Source organism: Paenibacillus sp. FSL F4-0243, from assembly GCF_037963295.1.
GTDB lineage: Bacteria > Bacillota > Bacilli > Paenibacillales > Paenibacillaceae > Paenibacillus_AQ.
Genome location: NZ_CP150151.1, coordinates 1,774,685 through 1,795,374, shown reverse-complemented (window position 1 = coordinate 1,795,374; position 20,690 = coordinate 1,774,685). Strand labels below are relative to the sequence as shown.

At 43.8% G+C, this 20,690-nt stretch carries 18 protein-coding genes; 6 read left to right on the top strand and 12 right to left on the bottom strand.

Annotation, left to right across the window (positions count from 1 at the left end; all coding sequences use genetic code 11):
* The first annotated feature begins 392 nt into the window (after positions 1-392).
* Positions 393-1,256 (top strand): type II CAAX endopeptidase family protein, encoded by an 864-nt coding sequence (locus tag NSS87_RS08080; protein ID WP_339246132.1) that lies wholly within the window; start codon positions 393-395, stop codon positions 1,254-1,256.
* 210 nt (positions 1,257-1,466) lie between these two features.
* On the opposite strand, the gene NSS87_RS08075 is transcribed toward NSS87_RS08080, so the two are convergent.
* From NSS87_RS08075 to NSS87_RS08050, 6 genes are all read right to left on the bottom strand, one after another.
* Positions 1,467-2,852 carry an MATE family efflux transporter gene (locus NSS87_RS08075; protein WP_339246129.1) on the bottom strand — a complete coding sequence of 462 codons (1,386 nt, stop codon included), beginning with the start codon at positions 2,850-2,852 and terminating at the stop codon, positions 1,467-1,469.
* 1,446 nt (positions 2,853-4,298) lie between these two features.
* Positions 4,299-5,216: a DUF5692 family protein gene (locus NSS87_RS08070; protein WP_042186069.1), complete on the bottom strand. Its 918-nt coding sequence runs from the start codon at positions 5,214-5,216 to the stop codon at positions 4,299-4,301.
* Between the two features lie 378 nt (positions 5,217-5,594).
* Positions 5,595-6,857: an FAD-dependent oxidoreductase gene (locus tag NSS87_RS08065; RefSeq protein WP_339246126.1), complete on the bottom strand. Its 1,263-nt coding sequence runs from the start codon at positions 6,855-6,857 to the stop codon at positions 5,595-5,597.
* A 3-nt stretch (positions 6,858-6,860) separates the two neighbouring features.
* Positions 6,861-7,898 carry a helix-turn-helix domain-containing protein gene (locus tag NSS87_RS08060; RefSeq protein WP_042186066.1) on the bottom strand — a complete coding sequence of 346 codons (1,038 nt, stop codon included), beginning with the start codon at positions 7,896-7,898 and terminating at the stop codon, positions 6,861-6,863.
* A gap of 115 nt (positions 7,899-8,013) precedes the next feature.
* Complete coding sequence (locus NSS87_RS08055; protein ID WP_339246124.1) at positions 8,014-8,781, bottom strand: metallophosphoesterase family protein; 768 nt, start codon at positions 8,779-8,781, stop codon at positions 8,014-8,016.
* A 150-nt stretch (positions 8,782-8,931) separates the two neighbouring features.
* A complete protein-coding gene (locus tag NSS87_RS08050) occupies positions 8,932-9,453 on the bottom strand; it encodes a MarR family transcriptional regulator (protein WP_076284277.1) in 522 nt (173 codons plus the stop codon).
* Positions 9,454-9,670: 217 nt separating this feature from the next.
* Between NSS87_RS08050 and NSS87_RS08045 the strand changes: the two genes are divergently transcribed.
* Positions 9,671-11,302: an MDR family MFS transporter gene (locus NSS87_RS08045; protein ID WP_076284278.1), complete on the top strand. Its 1,632-nt coding sequence runs from the start codon at positions 9,671-9,673 to the stop codon at positions 11,300-11,302.
* Between the two features lie 75 nt (positions 11,303-11,377).
* Here NSS87_RS08045 and NSS87_RS08040 read toward each other — a convergent pair whose 3' ends face one another.
* Positions 11,378-11,845, bottom strand: coding sequence for a MarR family transcriptional regulator (locus tag NSS87_RS08040; RefSeq protein WP_042186061.1), 468 nt, complete (start codon positions 11,843-11,845; stop codon positions 11,378-11,380).
* Positions 11,846-12,061: 216 nt separating this feature from the next.
* Here NSS87_RS08040 and NSS87_RS08035 point away from each other — a divergent pair, with 216 nt between their 5' ends.
* Both NSS87_RS08035 and NSS87_RS08030 read left to right on the top strand, forming a co-directional pair.
* Positions 12,062-13,558, top strand: coding sequence for an amidase (locus tag NSS87_RS08035; RefSeq protein WP_339246121.1), 1,497 nt, complete (start codon positions 12,062-12,064; stop codon positions 13,556-13,558).
* Positions 13,559-14,191: 633 nt separating this feature from the next.
* Complete coding sequence (locus NSS87_RS08030; protein WP_339246118.1) at positions 14,192-14,401, top strand: hypothetical protein; 210 nt, start codon at positions 14,192-14,194, stop codon at positions 14,399-14,401.
* 123 nt (positions 14,402-14,524) lie between these two features.
* Here the strand turns inward: NSS87_RS08030 and NSS87_RS08025 are convergent, their stop codons facing one another.
* From NSS87_RS08025 to NSS87_RS08005, 5 genes are all read right to left on the bottom strand, one after another.
* A complete protein-coding gene (locus NSS87_RS08025) occupies positions 14,525-15,409 on the bottom strand; it encodes a DUF5643 domain-containing protein (RefSeq protein ID WP_339248471.1) in 885 nt (294 codons plus the stop codon).
* Between the two features lie 105 nt (positions 15,410-15,514).
* A complete protein-coding gene (locus NSS87_RS08020; protein ID WP_076284283.1) occupies positions 15,515-16,654 on the bottom strand; it encodes a DUF4179 domain-containing protein in 1,140 nt (379 codons plus the stop codon).
* On the bottom strand, positions 16,620-17,213 hold the full coding sequence (locus tag NSS87_RS08015; RefSeq protein WP_042186048.1) for an RNA polymerase sigma factor: 594 nt from the start codon (positions 17,211-17,213) through the stop codon (positions 16,620-16,622). Before NSS87_RS08015 ends, NSS87_RS08020 begins: the two co-directional genes overlap by 35 nt.
* 296 nt (positions 17,214-17,509) lie before the next feature.
* On the bottom strand, positions 17,510-18,010 hold the full coding sequence (locus NSS87_RS08010) for a transposase (protein WP_339246115.1): 501 nt from the start codon (positions 18,008-18,010) through the stop codon (positions 17,510-17,512).
* A gap of 208 nt (positions 18,011-18,218) precedes the next feature.
* Entirely contained in the window at positions 18,219-18,818 is a 600-nt protein-coding gene (locus NSS87_RS08005) for a TetR/AcrR family transcriptional regulator (protein WP_339246112.1), read from the bottom strand.
* Positions 18,819-18,984: 166 nt separating this feature from the next.
* Between NSS87_RS08005 and NSS87_RS08000 the strand changes: the two genes are divergently transcribed.
* Both NSS87_RS08000 and NSS87_RS07995 read left to right on the top strand, forming a co-directional pair.
* A complete protein-coding gene (locus NSS87_RS08000; protein ID WP_339248469.1) occupies positions 18,985-19,872 on the top strand; it encodes an ABC transporter ATP-binding protein in 888 nt (295 codons plus the stop codon).
* Positions 19,869-20,681, top strand: a complete 813-nt coding sequence (locus NSS87_RS07995) for an ABC transporter permease subunit (RefSeq protein ID WP_339246110.1) — start codon at positions 19,869-19,871, stop codon at positions 20,679-20,681. The genes NSS87_RS08000 and NSS87_RS07995 overlap by 4 nt, the downstream gene beginning before the upstream one ends.
* The last annotated feature ends 9 nt before the right edge of the window (positions 20,682-20,690 follow it).

The window sequence follows — 20,690 nt, the reverse complement described above, 5'->3', positions numbered from 1 at the left end:
TGTCGCGGCTGATAACGGGTGCCCCCGGTGAGTTTGTGATCTCACACTCCGAAATTAGCTTTCCACCGGCCTGTCTTCAAGGTTCTCCCAGCCATTACGAAATGTTTTCGTAAAGGAACCTGTTCTCTGATCAAGCCATCCTCCGGCGTACTTCATTTTCATCAACGTTTTATCCGATTTACATTTTAACATTTCAAGTATAGCCAGTGCCCCTTCATCTGTCAATCTGAGTAGGAGTTAAGAATAACGTGAGAATATATGATTTTTGTAATGGTGAACTCGGGCACTTAAAGAATATAGTAAATCTCAGATAACATTTGGAAAATTATGTATTATAAATAGTGCTCTAGAATACGCAATGCTCGGGTAAAACCAAAGGAGGATTACAAATCATGCTGCGCAATAAAGTAACTGAGGAGCTATCGATTGTTAAAGTTAAGCCTACATCAATACGCTTTATCGTCAGTCTCATTTTTATTCATATTCTCTTCACTCTAACGGTTAACCTTGTACTTTTTGCAAATGGAACTTTAAGCGTTATTGCCAAAAGCACAAACGGATGGATCAACGAAACGTTAGCTGCAAATCTGTTCGGTCTTGTGTTAGAAGTGGTTATTTTCTTATGTATAATAGCTAAATTATCGCTGAGGGATTTGGGGTTAAAAAGGAATACATTATTAGCAGGACTTATCGGCACTTTTCTATTTTGGCTCGCAATTAACATTGTTGATTTAGGTATGATATCACTAACTCACTCAAGTTTAACATTCAATAATGATATCTTTACGAATTCGAACGTCGTCTTTGGTGAATTCCTGGGTCAGATTTTCGGAAATGCTTTACTGGAAGAAGTTTTGTTTCGGGGCTTTCTGCTAGTTCAAATCTATCTCTTATTAAAAAAAGTCAATAACCATACTTCACGCATCGGTTATGCAATGCTTATCTCACAATCGATCTTTGCCGCTATACATATCCCAAATCGGATATATTCAGGATTAGTCGGAATGGATTTTGTTTATGATTTTATCGTACTAGTAATTCTAGGGGTCATATTCTCATTACTCTATGTCTTAACCAAGAATCTATTTTTCGTGATTGGCGTCCATTCCTTAATGAATGTTCAGATTATGTTTTGGAATAGTAGTTTTACTCATACAGCAACTTTAATCTGTTTGTTGTTACTGACTTGTCTTTTAATTTGTTTCAAAAGGAAGGAATTCCGAGCGCAGAAATCAGAGGGGGCAGTGCCAAGCTGAATAAATGGAATCGGAGAATTTTCTAGAATCGCGACTGACCCAATTGTAAACATAATCAGCTAAAGCAAGCAGTCGATAACTAAAACGGAGGGCAGCAATTCTCAAGTAAATATGAGAATCGCTGCCCTGTGCTGTATTTTTACGTTGTTAATATAAAAGAGCTACGTTTCCGTCAGCTGGCGTACGTAGTACGTATCCTTAACAACAATTCTAAATCAGCTTGTGTGCAAACCACTTTTCGCCCCTGAAGCGCCAAAGAAAAATGCCCCCGCGAACGGCCCACTCGCAGTTCATCGCCAGCCAGACACCCATGACGCCGTAGCCCAGTACGATCCCAAGGATGTATCCAAAAATCACCCGAAACAGCCACATCGTCAGCATTGAGGTAATTGAGGTGAAGCGAGAATCTCCCGCTGCCCGCAGTGCGGACGGCAAAATAAAGCTGACGGCCCACAGCGGAACTTGGGCAATGGAATTCACCAACAGCACCACAAACAGATCATCAATGATCTCGGAAGGTGGGGAAAAGATGGATACCAGCGGGTGGAATAGCGGCATCAGAATCAAGGCGATCAACGCCAAAGAGCCAGACCCGATCCAGAGAAAGGACTTGATAAACTTTCTGGCTTCAGAGACATTCCCCCGCCCGATACATTGGCCGACCACCGTTACAATAGTTAGCGACAGCGCGCTGGCTGGAATTTGAAACACCAGAGCCAGCGAGCCGGCAATGGCATTGGTCGCAATGGCATAAGTGCCTAGGCTGACAATAAACACCTGAGTGAGCAGTTTCCCCCCGTTGAAGAACATCTGCTCTGCCGCGAATGGCACGCCGATGAACATGATTCTCCGCAGCATGGTCAGAGGGATTCGGAATAGGTCACGAAAACGCACCCGCAGGGCCGTATCCACCTTGAACAGATACACCAGGGCACAAACCATACCTGCATACCGCGCGATATTAATCGCAAGCGTCATCCCCAGCACACCCATGTGCAACAGGTTAATGAAGACCACGTTCAGGATAACATACAGCAGGTTCATGATGAGCGACAGCATCAAAGAAGCCCGTGTCTTGCCCACTCCTCGCAGAGCTCCGCATACCGCCTGAACCACCGCGATGCCCAGATATGAGATGCTGCTGCCGATCAGGTAGATGCGGGCATTGTCCAGCACTTCGGGTGAGGCGGTTCCGAACAAAAGGTTCAATATAGGAGTGCGGAATCCCATCAGGAGCAGACCGATTCCCAAAGCGATCAGCGACACCGAAGCGACCGAAGCCGCCGTAGCCTGGGACACCATCCGGTCGTTTCCGCTCCCTTTATACTGCGCGACTACCACTGTCCCCCCGGTTGCAACCGCCACGAACACATTGATCAGAAAAATATTCAGCGAATCCACCATATTCACTGCACTGACCGCCGCCATCCCGGACGAGCTAATCATTGCGGTATTTACCAGATTAAGTCCAATAATGAAGGCCTGGTCAATCAGAATTGGAATAAATAAAGCTATAATTTGCCGATAATCCATCCCCTCCCCAGAAAGATATTTCTCCAGCAATCTTTTCTTCTGAAGACTCGCGCGAAGCTGCATAACATATCACATTCTTTTCTGTAAAATGGAAAAAACTCTTCATCCGAAGAGCTTTTCAACAAATTATACCCATTATACCGTGGGCACTTTACATTCAGTTTACTATAGATACACTTTTAAGTCTTTAATCTGGAGTCAAAAAACAGCAACTGCCCTTCACATATTTGGAGAACATAAACTTCATCAGAATTATGCAGCTTCAGACCATAGAATCATTCGTTCATCAAAAGTGTTGGCAAAAGTCTTTAAGCGGATTGCGTTATGCTTGATGATTATGATCGATCTTTGCATTTACGCAAGAAAAACTCCTGACGGCTTCCTTGGAGGTAGAGTAGAGTTACAAGCTGAGTACATCCGTAATTCCATAATCGTATCCATATACACCTTCGTAGTGAGGTTCCGAGAGACGGACCATATTTCACTTATTCCCTAAAACAAGCCCATTCCCGGGTGATTTGGGGCGGATAACGGCGCTGGCTCGCTTACGTTACTGGCGGCACATTGTATTCGGTTTTTCGCATACATTTGGCTCGTTTATGTTACCATCAGCACATTGTATTTGGTTTTTCGCATACATTCGGCTCGTTTACGTTACCGTCGGCACATTGTATTCGGTTTTTCGCATACATTTGGCTCGTTTACGTTACCATCAGCACATTGTATTCGGTTTTCCGCATACATTTGGCTCGCTTACGTTACCGTCGGCACATTGTATTCAGTTTTCCGCATACATTTAGCTCGCTTATGTTACCGTCGGCACATTGTATTTGGTTTTTTGATACATTTGGCTCGCTTACGTTACCGTCGGCACATTGTATTTGGTTTTTCGCATACATTTGGCTCGTTTACGTTAGAGTCGGCACATTGTATTCGGTTTTTCGCATACATTTGGCTCGTTTACGTTACCGTCGGCACATTGTGTTCAGTTTTTCGCATACATTTGGCTCGTTTATGTTACCATCAGCACATTGTATTTGGTTTTTCGCATACATTTGGCTCGCTTACGTTACCGTCGGCACATTGTATTTGGTTTTTCGCATACATTTGGCTCGTTTACATTAGCGTCGGCACATTGTATTCGGTTTTTCGCATACATTTGGCTCGTTTACATTAGCGTCGGCACATTGTATTCGGTTTTTCGCATACATTCGGCTCGTTTACGTTACTGGCGGCACATTGTATTCGGTTTTCCCCATACATTTAGCTCGCTTACGTTACTGGCGGCACATTGTATTTGGTTTTTCGCATACATTCGGCTCGCTTACGTTACCATCAGCACATTGTATTCGGTTTTCCGCATACATTCAGCTCGCTAACGTTACCGTCGGCACATTGTATTTGGTTTTCCGCATATATTTCTCAGCAATCTCGAAATTTTATAAATTCTATTCCATAAAAAAAACCCGCGCTAGGCGCGGATTCTTAAAGAAGCTATTAAGCCTTCTATTATTTTGCACTCTCGGCAATCGTCTTATAAGCCGCTAAATCTGTATAAACTTCCACTTTAAGCGGATTGCGTTTATGTTTGGTAATTTTATAGAAGTGATAGACAAACACTGCAATATTAGCTGCTAAAGATAATGCACTCACAACCCAAAGCGCCGTTTCGCTGTGAGAAGATTGTACGGAGAACTTTGAATCGCCAACAAACGCCGGGAACGACATTGTAAACATCATCCAAATCGCCAAGGTTTGTGCACGGTGCTGTAGCCATGCTCCTTTTTTGAAGAAGAATGCTGGAATTGTACAAGAGATCAGAAGAGCTGCACCTGCATAGAAGGAATGGTCAGAAACTGCGTTATATACATAGGCAAAGTTCCAAATGTCATAAGCAATGATCCAGAACCACAGCTGGTCCGGCCACAACATATCCTTACTCTTGTCTTTACTAATAACAATACCCATCCAACCAGAAATCGTAATAATGTTCAGAATACCTGCAATCCCGTTCATAATGTTCCAAGGACCACCTACCATCATTACGCCATCCACCATGCCTTGCAAGCTGTACACTTGGAAATCACGGATAACTGCTTCAAGAATGTTAACTGCAAGGATAATCGCCGGGAACATTAATATATATTTATTTTTGTCCCATCCTTTAACATAACGGATAGCCATAAACCCTATACATCCTGCCAAGGCAGAATATACTTTTACCCAGTGAAACCATGTTCCAGTACTGGAGCCTTCGCCTGCCGTATTTGGCCAGACCGCTATGGTAAGAACAATAGGGACAACGATAAACAGAATGATTGAGAACCACTTGCTTCTTCGAGCTATTTCGTTGAAAATCATTAATCCTGCAAGTACCACTAACCACATTAGAGCAGAGTACCAAGGAATCGATTCGAATAAAAACATAATGTATTCCTCCTTCATATTTTGTATATAAGCTATGTCTTGAGTCCAATATATCCCATCCTCCTTCGAACGATCAAACCGCTCAAAACGTTGATTTATCAAGGTTTTCATAGTCTCATTTCGAGTTGAGTTTACACATCAATAGGACTGGAATTCATCCAAGGTCCTACCCCAAGTAAGGGAATCTATTAGAAACTATGTCTACAGAACTACAAACTGTAAACCTAACTCGAACGTAAAATATCCCCCACAAAGTGGATTTTTGCTTTAATGCTTACTCAGGTACTTTGCGGGGGGGCCAAAAATATATACTTTATGCAATACAAAAAACCTTGCCGACAAATTTCTTTGTGGACAAGGCTTACTACTCACGCATTTTTAAAAAAATCTTTCAACTAAGTATTTCGAATATACGATACAGTTCTCCAGTGTAGGAAAATTCATGATTTCTCCTGCATAATAGATCTTATCTCTTCCTTGCATCTGATCAAGCCGTTCATAGAAGCCTTCACGGATCGCTTTAGAATCTACATGGGGAAACTGCTTCCAGCGCTTCATCATATACAGACGGATATTCTCGCCGCCAAGCTCGCGAAGTTTATTCTCTACCTTTTCCCTCATCTCGAGATCTGTCATCTCATCATTCTCCGCTACATAAACCGTAACTAGATCCGTTGTTCCCATATCTGCCCACCTGTAATACCATGCCATCATATGTCCCTTGCGTTCAGGATTCATATTGCAGGGGATATATCCAGAAAGCTCCGGCAACCCCTTCACTCTGTAGGCATATACCCGAAACCGTTCATAGATTATACACTCAAACAATGCTCTATCTACCGAAGATAAGTGAATCATATCGCCCAGATGCTCTAAGGAAGCAGTATAAATAACCTTGTCAAAATAAAAGATATCCTGGTTTGTTTCCACCCGAACTTGACCATTTCCCTCTTGCTCCATATGTAGCACTTCACAAGTCAGACGCAGATCCTCTACTTGGTCGGCCATTCTTCTAATGAGTTCAGTGACTCCCTTAGGCCAGGTTATCATGTGAGTGATCTCAATAAAGGATAATAAATTATCATAAGTAAGAAATTTCAATACATAGGCGGCCGGCACATCCTGAATACTCCCAAAACCAAAAGTATTGAAGTAATGCATATACACCTGCCCAATTACAGATAGCTCATTCTCCGTACACCAATCTGAAAAGGGCTGACATAGATCTGCCGGTAAGTGTAGAAAACCCGGTTCTTGTAGTGACTTATAACGTTTCAAAATTTCCGGCAACCGTTTGAATTCTTGGGTAAACATCTGAATTTGGTCCATAGGAATCTGAGTAGTTTTTCGCCCATTTGTATCAAAAAATCCCCGTTCCAAGAGTGGCCCCTTGTCCATAAGATCAAACTCCCTCATGAGTTCTATCGTATGTTTATAAGTTGGCAAGCCGATTAGAGTTCCCATTTCATAAGTTTTCCCTTTGTATTCGATGGAGTGGCACTTGCCACCTACTCGGTCCGACTTCTCAAGGAGAGTAATATGAGTATATCCTTTTTTCGCGAGCTGGTAAGCAGCTGTAACCCCAGAAATCCCTGCACCGATGATCCCTATTCTGTCTTCATACTTCATATTAGTCATCATCCGTTATCTCCTTGTAAATAACCATAATGGCAAGGTCTCACGCTGACCTGCATACTCAAGTGCGACATCCGATGGTATTTTACCTTGATTAGGTCCGTCTGTGATCACCCTGCTGAAGTTATAGATCCTCAAATATTCGTGTAAGCGCTTTTCTAAAGTCTCAAAGGAATCAATCGTATCATCCAACCAAGCCTGCTGATAGAACTCTTTCGTCAACACCGCTGCAAATTGCTGTAAGGGTTGAAATACTTCTGTCTGATCTGCAGTAATAGCTACTTGATTTATGTTGTTCTTATGTAAAAAATCGCTGTATTTATGTTTACCTCTATCCCAGTTCGTAGTAAATTCACGACTCTTGTTCGTAACCAGATTATTAATTTGGAATTCTAAGGTCTTCATCAATGGGATGACCTTCAAATCCATAAAATCGATAAAATGAATGGCGGACTTCCGATTATATAGCTTAACTAAGCCTAATCTGGAATAGGCATCGTAGACCACGTATTGATACACCTTTCCTACCCTCGGGAACACTCCCATATAGCTAATACTCTGTTGGCACATATACCCGGGATGAGCATTTTCCGGATTTTTCATCCTATAGTCCAGAGGTTTGGATTTCTCTTTACACCCTCTGCTGTTAGCCGCTTGCGCGCCGTCCCGCTTCTTTGCTTTAACTTCTTTGGCGTAAGCCTCCCGTTCTATTCTCTTACTAAGTCCATTTCGACGCAGCACATTATAAATACCTGACTCCCCTATGTTCACACCCTCATCCTGCAGTTCGTAAAAGATTCGCTTGGGTCCATCTTCAGGGAATTTGGCAACGTATTGTAAGATCAATCTTTCCGTTCGCTTATCCACTTTATTAGGCATTACCGGCTTTCGTTCCTTCTCTGCCAGTCCATCCATCCCCTGCTCTTGGTAAGCTTTACACCACTGATAATAGATCGTCCGGGATATGCCAAACTCCTTGCAGGTTTCGCTCACATTGTTGCTGATAGTCCCTTGCATGAGGATATGATATTTGTTGTTTGCATTCATCTATTACACCCCCTATTCTTTATTTTATACATAGTTGGCGTTAAATACAGTGCTATTCTACAAAGGATAGGTGAAAAACTTATACTTTCTATTATTTTAAAAAAAGAGAGACAGCTCAAGGCTTCTCCCCATTCCGAACAAAATGTGTGCTGTATGCCCCTCCAGAAATCTCCAAACAGTTCAGACGTTGACCATAGGCACATCCACCATCCACACCAATCTTATCGCCCAGCGGACTAAACCAGATGTCTTCCGAATCATGTAGATCCATCGTCGAGGTATGACCGAAAATAACCGTTTTGTCAGTGCTAACTACAGGATTCGTATAAAATGGCTCTCTGATCCAGATAAAATCATATGGATCCTGCTGCTTCCAATCCGCTATTAATGGATTAATGCCTGCATGGACAAAGATATGGTCTTCCGTCTCATGATAAAGTGGCAATGAACTTAGAAAGTCCAAATGATGTTTGTATTTCTGTCTAATTTCTTCTTTCAGCATCATATAATCATGCCAGCCAAAATCCGCTTTTAAAAAATCAGAATCCGCCTCACAATAGCTCATCAATGTATACAAACCACCGTTGTTTAGCCAATGCGTATCCAGTTTATCATCCTCGCTGGTGAGCGCGTCATAGGCCATTTTATCATGATTACCTTTTAGAACAGTAACGCCCCATTCCCGCTTTAGGGCCATAACTTGATCCACAATTCCTTTACTATTGAGACCTCTATCCACATAATCCCCCATCAGGATGAGCTTGTCCTCGGATGGCCGATAGTTTATTTTTTTTAATAATGCGTTGAATTCGGAATAGCTTCCGTGAATGTCGCTAATCGCTAATATTCTGATTGTAATTCCTCCTTGCTCTGGATGCTGCAAGCTAAAACGCCTTCGGCGTCCTTTAAAGGACGGTGAGCGTTTATGCGAGAATTATAAGGATAAAGTATATCGCGAAACTTATACTTTCTTATAATTAAAAAAAGACGTTCCGGGCAGAGGCACCGAAATATCTTTTTTTTGGAATGGTCGCTATACGGAATCCATAACGAGCGGATCTTCATCGGATTGAGTAAAAAGCTGGCGGCTTCTGACTTCATGCACCGCTTCTTGAAAACGATCACACAGAAAAATCAACTGGTCGATCTCTTTCTTACCCACCTTTTCCGTAACTTCACTTAAAATACCTGAAAAAGTAGCCATCTGGGAATCATAAATCTGCTCCCCTTTATTCGTCAGACCAATATATACAACCCGCCGATCGGTATCGGACGTTGTTCGCACCACGTAACCCTTCTCCTCCAAACTGTTAACCATTTGTGTCGCAGTAGGTCTGCTAATTTGGAGCAAGTCGCTTAATCTAGAAATCATGACTCCCTGCTGCTCTTCGACTTCGTCTGAAAGCTTCTTTCGCTTCATTAAATTGTTTATGACATACATCATCATAAATTCTCTATAAGAAATAGCTTCCTTCGAGGACGGACGAGAGGTCAAACGTTTAATATTTTCAAAGGCAATGATTAGCTTCTGCTCTTGACTATTTTGAGTATCCATAGGGCACCTCCAATTTAACTCAATCTAATTAGATTACTTACCTATTTCCAAAAAATCAAGTCCAAATCACATTCTGTTTCCATAAAAATTAAATAATTAAACAGTTGTGCTAAATGATGAATTTGTGTATTATACATAAATGATAGTTTGGCTACCTAATTATTAAGACATGAAATCCCAAACTACAATATATAGAACTTAAAGGAGAGGAACAGCTCTGGAGCATCTTTCGCAAAAGAAAAAAGTTACAATTATGATTGCTTTAATGGCGGCTATGTTTTTCGCAGCAATCAACCAGACCATTGTGGGTACTGCAATGCCCCGAATTATTGCGATGTTAGGAGGCATTGAACATTATACTTGGGTAATTACCATCTATATGCTCACCTCTACAATCGCTACCGTACTTGTCGGCAAATTATCCGATATCTATGGAAGAAAGCCATTCCTCTTAGCGGGGATCGTTATTTTTATTATAGGCGCTTTCCTGTCCGGATTGTCGACAAATATTTTCCAAATGATCACTTATCGCGGGATTCAAGGTCTTGGCGGCGGGATTCTAATGTCGGCTACCGTAACCGCTGTAGGTGATTTGTTCGCTCCTAGAGAGAGAGCCAAGTGGACTGGAATTATGATGGCCATATTTGGATTCTCTAGTGTAATTGGTCCTACCCTTGGGGGCTTCATGGTGGATCACATGGCTTGGAAATGGATCTTCTGGATCTTCTTGCCTTTCGGTATCGTGGCTTTCTTTATGATTTGGAAAATGTTCCCTAAAACTGCACGCTCCACTTCAGAATCCATTGACTACTTAGGCTCCATTTTCCTTTCCCTTACCATTGTTGCACTCTTGCTCGGCTTTTCATGGGCGGGTACAAAATATGAATGGGGTTCCCCAGAGATTCTCAGCTTGTTCGGGGCATCTATTCTCGGAGTTATTATTTTAATTCTGATTGAACGAAAAGCTAAAAGTCCAGTATTGCCATTATCCTTATTTAAGAATTCCATCGTAACCATCTCCATGGTTGTCGGCTTCCTGATGAATGCTGGTATGATGGGCGCAATGATCTATCTGCCATTCTTTGTCCAAGGTGTAGAAGGTGTCTCCCCGACCAACTCCGGATTCATTAATATGCCGATGTCATTAGCAATGATTGTACTTAGTACGCTCGTGGGTAGATGGATCTCCAAATCAGGTAAATACAAGCGTTATGCCCTGATGGGTATGCCATTTATGGTTGTAGCCATGATCATAATGGCCTTTATGAGCAACATTGCGATGGCCGTAGTCAGCATGATTGTCTTCGGGATTGGTTTAGGACTATCGATGCCTGTCTTTACCTTAACCGTACAAAATGCTGTAGCTCCCTCCATGCTAGGAGTTGCTACTGCTACAAATACTTTGTTCCGTAATTTAGGTGGAACCATCGGTATCGCTATTATGGGTACCATCATGAACACTTCATTAACGAATAAACTAGAGGCAGCAGTGTCCTCTGGCAAGGGTCCAGATTTAACCAAACTTGACCCTGAATCCGCTAAACAGCTTTCCGCATTTATGAATCCGCAAATGCTGCTAGATCAGCCTAAGCTGAAGGAACTGCACGCAACGCTGCCAGAGCAAATCCAGCCGCTCTTCAATCAATTGATTGAGATGCTGCGGAACGCACTAAGCGATTCTCTGACGGTTGTATTCTTAAGCGGCACGGCACTGTTAGTCATCGCAGCATTGCTTGTCCTGTTCCTTAAAGAGATTCCGTTAAGAAGTGGTGAGAAAAAAACAGAGGTAACTGCAGAGGGAAAAAGCGAAGGCAAAAACCTTGAAAAGTCAGTACCTGCTGCACATTAATCACAAATAAATATACATTAGAGATGTCCGTAAACAGCTTTGGCTGTGCGGCATCTCTTTTTTATGTGAAGGAGATTAGGATTCGGTTGGTTGATCGTTCAATTCTTCGAAATAATCGTAGACTTCGTTTAACAGCTCCATTAACGAATCTGTCTTTTCTCTACCCATATAATCAATCATGCCTTTAAAGGTATTTCGGGATTTCGTCACGGCCATTTCGGCCAAATGCTCTCCTTTTTCCGTAAGCGTGATCTCACTGATTCGGCGATCCTGGGCATCGGCAGAACGCACTACATATCCCTGTGCAATCAGACTATTGACCATCTGTGTAACCGTAGGAGAAGTGACTTTAAGAAACTTGCTGATATCGGATACTGTCTGGCCCTTCTTCCCTTCCCGTTCCTTGCCGAGCTTTAAAGAAACCAACATCCGAACCTCACTTGGCTTCAATCCCCAGACTGTAGTTTTACGCCAATTCATCCTGGCAAATTGCTGGAAAGCTTCCATTAGTCCATCAACATTCTGATATTTATCTTCGTTCATCAGTACACCCCATAAGATCCATTTAACACTAAGTATAGCCTAATCGGGCATAAAAAAGAATTGATAGATGTCAGATATCCATTTTCAAATCATTACTATCGAGATGTATAATGGGATCAGAAGAAAGGGCTTGGTCGTCCTTTACTGACGATAAATGATACATTGTTATATATAAAATACAGGCAATTCACGCCTATTCGAAAGAGGTTATCTATCATGTCCTTTTCTTATTCTACATATGACGCTCTAGGGCTTGCTTCGCTTGTCAAAGCACGTGAAGTCTCCCCTCGTGAGCTTGTCGAAGCCGCTTTCGCTCGGCTCGATGAAGTCAATCCAGTTCTTAATGCAGTCGTGCGCACTCGTAGAGAAGCTGCTCTTAAGGAAGCTGACGATATGCCTGTTCATGATAGCACTCGCCCGTTTGCTGGCGTTCCTTTTCTGCTCAAGGATATCTCCCAAGCTATCGCTGGAGAACCTCTTACTTCGGGTGCCTTGCTTATGAAAGACAATACTGCCAGACGTGACTCGAACTACGTAGCACGAATCAGAAACGGCGGATTCATTCCGCTTGGACATACGAATACACCAGAATTCGGCCTCAAAAACATTACCGAGAACGTCCTTCATGGCCCGGCACGTAATCCGTGGAATCCCGAATATTCCCCCGGCGGTTCAAGTGGTGGTGCAGCTGCAGCTGTAGCTTCTGGTATTGTTCCGGCAGCGGGTGCTAGTGATGGTGGCGGCTCGATCCGTATCCCCGCCTCGTTCACCGGCTTGTTCGGACTGAAGCCCACCCGTGGACGTACTCCAGTAGGACCAGGTGTCGGTCGTCAATGGCAAGGCGCTTCTATTGACTTTGCATTGACAAGGTCCGTACGTGATAGTGCTGCGATGCTGGATCTACTACAGGTTGTGCAGCCAGAGGCTGCTTTTCAAACACCACTATATCCGGGCGTCTATTTAGACGATCTATTCAAGCCAGCACAGCGAAAACTGCGCATAGCGTTCACAACTGCTTCTCCAGTAGGCACTCCTGTAACGAATGAAGCAGTCATTGCTGTGCTCAAAACTGTAAAATGGCTCGAAGCAGAGGGGTATGAAGTTGAAGAAAAACTAAGTCCAGTAAATGGTGTAAGACTGATGGAGAATTACTATACGATGAATACTGGCGAAGTGGCAGCGATGTTCGTATCGCTGGAAAAAATGATGGGACGTTCCATTACTTCCAGTGAAGTCGATATCGTTACTTGGGTCCTTGGGGAAGCCGGAAGAAAGGTCTCTGCGGCAGAATTTGTGCATAGTCTGGATGAATGGGATATTGCAGCCGCTCAAATGGCAGGTCTGCTTAACCGCTACGATCTGTATATCACACCAACAAATGCGGATTCAGCGCCTAAAATTGGCGAGTTAACGCATAGCTCTGCTGAAATCGAAAAACTGCTGCATGTAAATGAGTTGCCGAAAGAGGAACAAGAGAGAATGATTTACGCTATGTTTAAACCAAGCCTAACCTACACACCGTTCACCCAGCTCGCCAATTTGACGGGTCAGCCAGCTATGAGCGTTCCCGTCCACATGTCGCGAGAGGGACTACCTTTGGGGGTACAGGTAATGGCTGCTAAAGGCCGGGAAGATTTACTGCTTCAGCTTGCAGCCCATCTTGAACAATCCGAGCTGTGGGTAGGGATGACAGGGAATCCGCTCTTTCCATGATGAAATTCATGAAGTGGTGGCTAAGTCAATTGAGAATCATAGTTCTATTACTTAACTATGTTCGATTCTATTGAGAATATAATGATCGTAGGAAGATCGATAAAGATTTGAATCAAATCAAAATGAGATGGCCAAACAATGACTATGATTGGATCAAAATAGATAATAGTATTAGCGCTAATGTATAGCAGATATATATTAATAAATTAATGATTCTGGTTAGCTTGTCCACAAAAATAAACCGTTCCTCGATGCCCAGCTCCCGACCACATTTTGGAACATAATAACAGACGTTTTTAAGTGTCCACAAAAGCATGCTTTTACGGTGCCGATCGATAAGCCGGTTGTTGGATTGCGCTTCAGCTTGCCATTCACCAGGAATGTATTGGCAGCAGCAGCTGCGGTGGATCCGCGAACCGGCCAGCGCCGGGGTAGCCAGGGAATACCTGCAGGCACTCCTGCAGACGGCAGGTATGGCCACCGGTGATCACTGCAGCGAGCAGCCTGACGTATGCCCGTTCGCGGTATCCACATCCGGAAGCCGCCGGCTGCTACCGATCGCTGAGCCGGCACCGTGCCGGGTAGTCCGGGAACTGCGGCAGGCACTCCTGCAGACGGCGGGTATGGCCACCGGTGAGCACTGTAGTGAGCTGCCAGGCGTTCGCCGGTCCTGGTGCATCCGCCTCCGGAAGAGCGCCGGATGCTGCGGATCAAAAACCCGATCACCTGGTTGTGCTGCAACTTGCAGCAGTAGCATCTGCGGCGGATCCGCGAGCCAGCACTGAGCCAGGGAGCCCGAAAATAACTGCAGGCACTCCTGCAGGCAGGAATGGCCACGGGTGAGCACTGCAGCGAGCAGCCCAGCGTTCGCCGACCACCCAGAGATTGACCTATATTGGAATCCCTCAAGCATAAAAAAGGAACCCGCGCTGGTATCAGCGTGAATTCCCCTCACCTGTAAGATTGTTATTTAGCAACTGCAATCTTCATTTCCAAGTCCTTGTAATAGGTCTTGATCCATTTTTTTCCTGAGTCTTTCAGGATGTCTCCTTTAGCGTCTATGGTGTACGTAAATGGCCTAATTGTGATGGTTTTCGGCACTGCTTTGAAGGAGGCTGCATAGAACAGGTCTTCTTTAATGTTTGCTGTGATCGGTCGCTTGATGTCGATGTCGCTGACGGTTGCCTGAATTAGATTTCCTTTCTCATCGGCAATGTCATACAACATCTTGCTTGAACGCCCTTTGGATTTGGCTGCTCCAGGAACTTTCCCGCTGCTGTGCAGCTTGAGTTCCATCATTAACGGCGTCATCTGGAAATAGTCCACGGTATAGCTAAAATCCCCGCTTTTTTGAGTTGTACCCGGCTGCAAGGTTGCAAGACTATTCAGCTTTTTCACCGGGACGGTAAAGGTAAATGGCTCCTTGACGCTCTTGGTGTACACCTCTATCGTCATTTTGAATTCATCCGCGAGCTGCGGTTTTCCATCTTTGGGGATGTTGAAAGAGAGCAAAGCTGCCCTTTCATCTTCCGGTATAGACGTCACATAGGGAAGATATAACATCCTTTTCCCATTAACAGACAAAACCGGGATCTGCGCGATATCAATAATGATCCCCTTACCCACAGTGCCTCCCTCCTGCCGGAATGCCATGTCAAGACGGTTCCCGTCAAACATTACTTTGGATATACTGAGCGTTACGCCCTCGTGGGTAATCGCTAGATTGGAACTGGTAGATTGCCCGGAGGTCTCGGCACTAACGGTTAAAGGGAACCCGCTGCCTGTGACTGCCATTACCAACGTTACTGCCAATGCTGCTCCAGCGAATTTTTTTCTCAATTCAGGTTTCATAGAATTCAATGGATTAGCTCCTGTCCTATTTTTTATGAAAAGAAAAAGGGAGCTATCCCCAGGTCATTATTGATGACCTGCGGGACTGTCCCCTTCTCTAATGGATTAAGGCTTAACAGGAATGGTCAATTCCAGATCTTTCAGATATGTTTTCTCACCCACACTGTTCTTTCCTTGGCCGACAACGCTCCAATCCTTGTTGTTCACAGTAAGAGTAAATGGCTTGATTGTAATCGTTTTAGGTGTGCCAGCAAAAGGAGAAAACAGTTGATCAATCTGATATTCAGTCTTGGGTTCGCTGTTGAAATACTCGAATCTGCTCGGATTCACGACATTTCCTTGGTCGTCTACAAGCTCGTAATAGACCATACTGGCGCTGTAATCACCGGTTTGCCCCGGAGATTGTGGTACTTGGCCCTTACTATCCAGAACGAAACGGGTGGACACCGGCGAAATATCCAGTTGCTTAACGGTATAACTGAACTGTCCGTCAGATTTGGAGGCCTCTGGTTTCACAACAATCGATTTATTCTCCACGTTCACAGGAATCTTGAATTCAAAAGCTTCTTTCACCTGTGTGACATTCGCCTGAATGGTCAGCTCGAATTGGTCAGGCAAATTTAGACCCTTAGTCACTTCAACTACATAAGCATTCTTCTGCCTAGGCGAGTCGCCAAAGCTGCCTCCGCCATATTCAATGGCTTGTCCGTTAGCGAGGATCGTTGGCATTTTAATATAACCTTTAAGCTGATCCTTTTCCTCAACATCTTTTTCAAAAAGGTATGGAGAGCCTGTATTCGGCAAATCTACGCCTTCACGTTCCAAAACGAAGGACAACCGGGTTCCATCATAAAGTAAATTAGCTACCTTCAGCGTGATTCCTTCATGGGTTACACTCAGGTTAGGTTCTGTTACGATTCCTTGTTTAATGGCAGTATCCAAAGCTTCGTTGCTGGTTCCCTCAAAGAGAATTCCAACAATAGGAATTTGCTTTAACGTTGAAGCCATTGCCGGTGATACAAATCCCGTACCCACCACACCTGCACCTAGGATGGCTGCTGCTGCGGCCACTACTGCTGTTCTTTTCATTAAATTAGGTTTGGATGATGTTCTTTTCAATTCACTCGCTCCAATCGTATTCATAATTTGATAACTCATACTTTTCTTTGGTAAAGACGATTCACGAATCATTTGTTCGATGGCATTCATTTCAGCGAATTCCGTTTGTTCCGGCGAATGTCCCATGTGCTATCTCTCCTTTTCGGCTTTTACATTCCATCAGTTTGCGGCGCAATCGTTCATATTTTTTCCGTATGGTTGCGGACTTGAGGCCCATGATTTCGCCTATTTCCTCAAAGGTGTACTGCTCTACTGCCTTAAGGAGTAAAATATGACGCTCTTCAGTTGTGAGAAAAGTCAAAAGCTCATAAACCTCTGACTCATGACGGGAGATTTGCAGCACAGGCTGCTGCTCTTTATAATGATCGATCAGCTTAAGCCAGCGGCTCTGTCTCTTCTTCAAATTGATTAGATGATGGTATGCCATCTTATACAGCCAGGCTGAGAAGGATACTTGCCTGCTGTACTGGTGAAGATTTTGATAGGCGCGAATAAAGATCTCCTGTACGGCATCTTCCGTCTCCGCATGATTTTTCAGGATATAATAGCAGTAGGTATACATTTGCCGTTCAAACTGGATGATGATCGCACTGTATGCCTCTTTGTCTCCTGCTCTGACCTGTTCTACAACCGCTTCAATAGCATTCCATTTTCCTTCCTCTTCCCCGGGGATGGTTGGCTGCAAGAGCTCACCTCCTTTCTTGTTTACCTATATAACAATCTCGTAATGCTATTTTGTGACACTATTTTTTAATATGCAGTTAGATTAGGGACTACAAACGCAGTGAGATTAATTACATATACGAACAAAATCACCCTAACGGGTGAATAACTTTTTAGCCAGCGGTTATTTGTCCGCTGGCTAGAAAGTTATTCACCAAGGTTCCGTTACAGAGACAAACTCTGGGGATTCTCCAGACTCCAGGTCGTAGGCACACTCTCCCACTATAAATTCAGGGACAGGATCTACCGTCCCACATTCTACGCAAACATAATCGATCCATACCTCTGGTTCTTCCTCCCACGGCTCAACATCCGGTGATTGTAGCATGGACAGAGCATCGGGTCTCGCCCATAGCTCTCCAGCATCCGCTGACGGTAGTTCTTCTTCTTTCGTTTTTTCACAGGAAAGGTCATCTCGATTTGTTTATGGATCATGTACCACCACAGATTAATCACCTTCTGTGACTCTTTGTTTTTCCCCCGGCTGTATAGACTATAGCGACCCACCATCCGAAAATGCTTCGGTGGAATGTGCTGCACGAGATCGTAGATAAACTTCATCACCGGCGACACCACATCCACCCGTTTCCCCGTTCGGTGATCTTCGTACCAGTAATGCACCTTGTGGTGGTCGTAGCTGACCACCCGGTACTCTGCAATCGCCGGTCGCGCTAAATAACCCCCTATGTATTTCGCTGCTCCTCGGGCATCCTTCATCCGCTGCTCTGCATTCACATAGAAACCCTGCCGAGAAGTCATTAGAAGTAAATGCTTTCAAATCGTCAGTTGTTCCTTCTTCAATAGTGCCCGAAGCTTTTCCATTAAAAATGGCAAACTCCTTAGTATCTTGGTTAGTATACAATGGATCTACTATTTTATTTATTCGCATTTGAACAAAATCTTTTGATAAATCACTGTTAGCGTAATCTACGATCATTTTTCAACTATTAATACAACAAAGCTCACGCTACTCCTGCTCACGCCCGCAAATGCCATAGAAGAAGAGATGGATGGCTTCCTCCAGGAAGGCATCTATATCTTCTTGTTTGCTGGCTTCATCTAGCATTTCTCCCGAACTTCGCATATACATTCCTATAAATGAAAGTATCCCTTTGGTGGACACTTTATTTGAAATTTCTCCTCGTGCTTTGCCATCCTCCACCATCTTGACCATCAATGGTAAAACGTCATTTGTGTAACGTTCTTCAATATAATGAAACATTTCCTGGTCCTCAATCATAAGCTCCTTCACAGTCGTAGGAGACAATGAACTGTAGGTTTCTCTCTCCATCGTCATAATGTATTCAATAATCTCTTTTAGAGAATGCTCTCCATGAATGTAATCTTCAAATTCGCGAATCGCCTTCTCTATAAAATCCTTAAAGGACTCACCAAGCAGCGCTTCCTTGCTGCCAAAATAATTATAAATCGTCACCTGTGAGACACCTGCTTCTTTCGCAATGTCTGCGATCCGGAGACGTTTGGGCTCACAGCTCTTGAGCATTTCCATCGTAGTCTTCATAATTTTGAGTTTTATTTGAGCGGCTCTTTTCTCAAATCCATTCATGCTATTCACCCTTAACTTCATTATATAGTGCGCTTATTTAAATTTAATGAAATATTTATTATCAATTATTTCATAATTCCATTGACTTCACTATTCACTAGGAATAATATAACATATGAAATATCCAATTAGTAATAGTTCATTATTTTGCAGCGGGGGTGGCGGCATGCTTGTAGTTGAAGGCTTAACCAAACGATTTTCGAATGGCAAGGGAATCGAAGATGTTACGTTTACCGTAAATAAAGGTGAGGTGTTTGGGTTTCTGGGGCCTAATGGCGCGGGTAAATCTACGACCATAAGACATATCATGGGATTTATGAAGCCGGACAAAGGTAATGCGAGCATCCATGGACTTGATGTATGGAAAGCACAGGGTACAGTCCAGAAGCATATCGGCTATCTACCCGGTGAAATCAACTTTTTTGACGGGATGACAGGCATTTCTTTCCTTAAATTCATGTCTGGCATGCAAGGGATGAAGAACACTACTAAACGTGACCGCCTCATTGAACGACTGCAATTTGATGCCGCAACTCCGATCCGCAAAATGTCAAAGGGAATGAAACAAAAAGTCGGTATTGTCGCAGCTTTCATGCACAATCCTGAAGTTATTATTCTGGATGAACCCACCTCGGGACTCGACCCGCTTATGCAAAAGGTATTTATAGATCTCGTATTGGAGGAAAAAGCAGCCGGAACCACATTTCTAATGTCCTCTCACAGCTTTCAAGAAATTGAGCGCACCTGTGATCGAGCTGCAATCATTAAAGACGGACGTATCATCACTATAAAAAATATCCACGAATTACAATCGATGCAGCGGAAGCTGTTTGAGGTTGTTTTCGCGAGTCGCGAAGATGCAGAGCAATTCGCCGCCTCCGGCCTGCAAGTGGAAGCTCGCGAAGGGAATATGGTCCGCATTGCCGTTCAGGGTAATTACGATCGATTCATTCAGGAGACCGGGAAATATAATATCCGCAGTATGGATGTGTTCACGCAGAATCTAGAGGACATTTTCATGGACTATTATGACCGTGAGGGGGCCGTGCAATGAATCTTCCACTCTATAAAGAAATGATGAGGGTGAACCTCAAAGGCATTATGAATTACGCTTTCGGTTCTGCCTTCTATATTCTGTTTATGATCTGGCTATATCCAGGGATCGCCGGAAGCACACAAGCCATTGATGACCTCATTAAAGCTATGCCGGAAGGTGTAGGTAAAGCCTTTGGATTAAACAGCGGATTTACCAGTGCTGAGGCTTTTATCTCAGGAGAATATTATGGACTTATTCTGGTACTGATTCTATCCATTGTGTGTGTACAAATGTCGACGCAGCTCATGGCTCGACTTGTGGATCGTGGCTCTATGGCTTATCTTCTGATAGCACCAACTACGCGGAGAAAAGTAGCTACCACGCAGGCGCTTGTACTCACAACTGCGTTGCTCCTGATTATGGGTGTAACCACACTCGCCGGATTATTAGGTAAAGCATGGTTCCTCGGCAGTGAATATGAATTTAATAGCGGCCGATTCACTCAGCTGAATAGCGTAGCGTTTTTATTGTTTTTTGCCGTGGGGGGACTCACTTTCCTTGTATCCTCGGTTTGTAATGATGAGAAAAAAGCGCTTGGAATTTCCGGCGCTATCACCTTCGGATTCTTCACTCTGGATCTGCTAGGCAAAATAAGCGATAAACTGGAGGGGTTACGTTACCTGACCTTGTTCTCCTTCTATCAGCCTGGTAAAATCGTTCAAGGAAACGTGGAGATTATTCAGGTTTCTAGTTGGTTACTGTTGATCGGTATTCTCGCTTTTGCCATAGGGATCGAACTGTTCAGACGACGGGATCTTCCATTATAAGATTAAGGG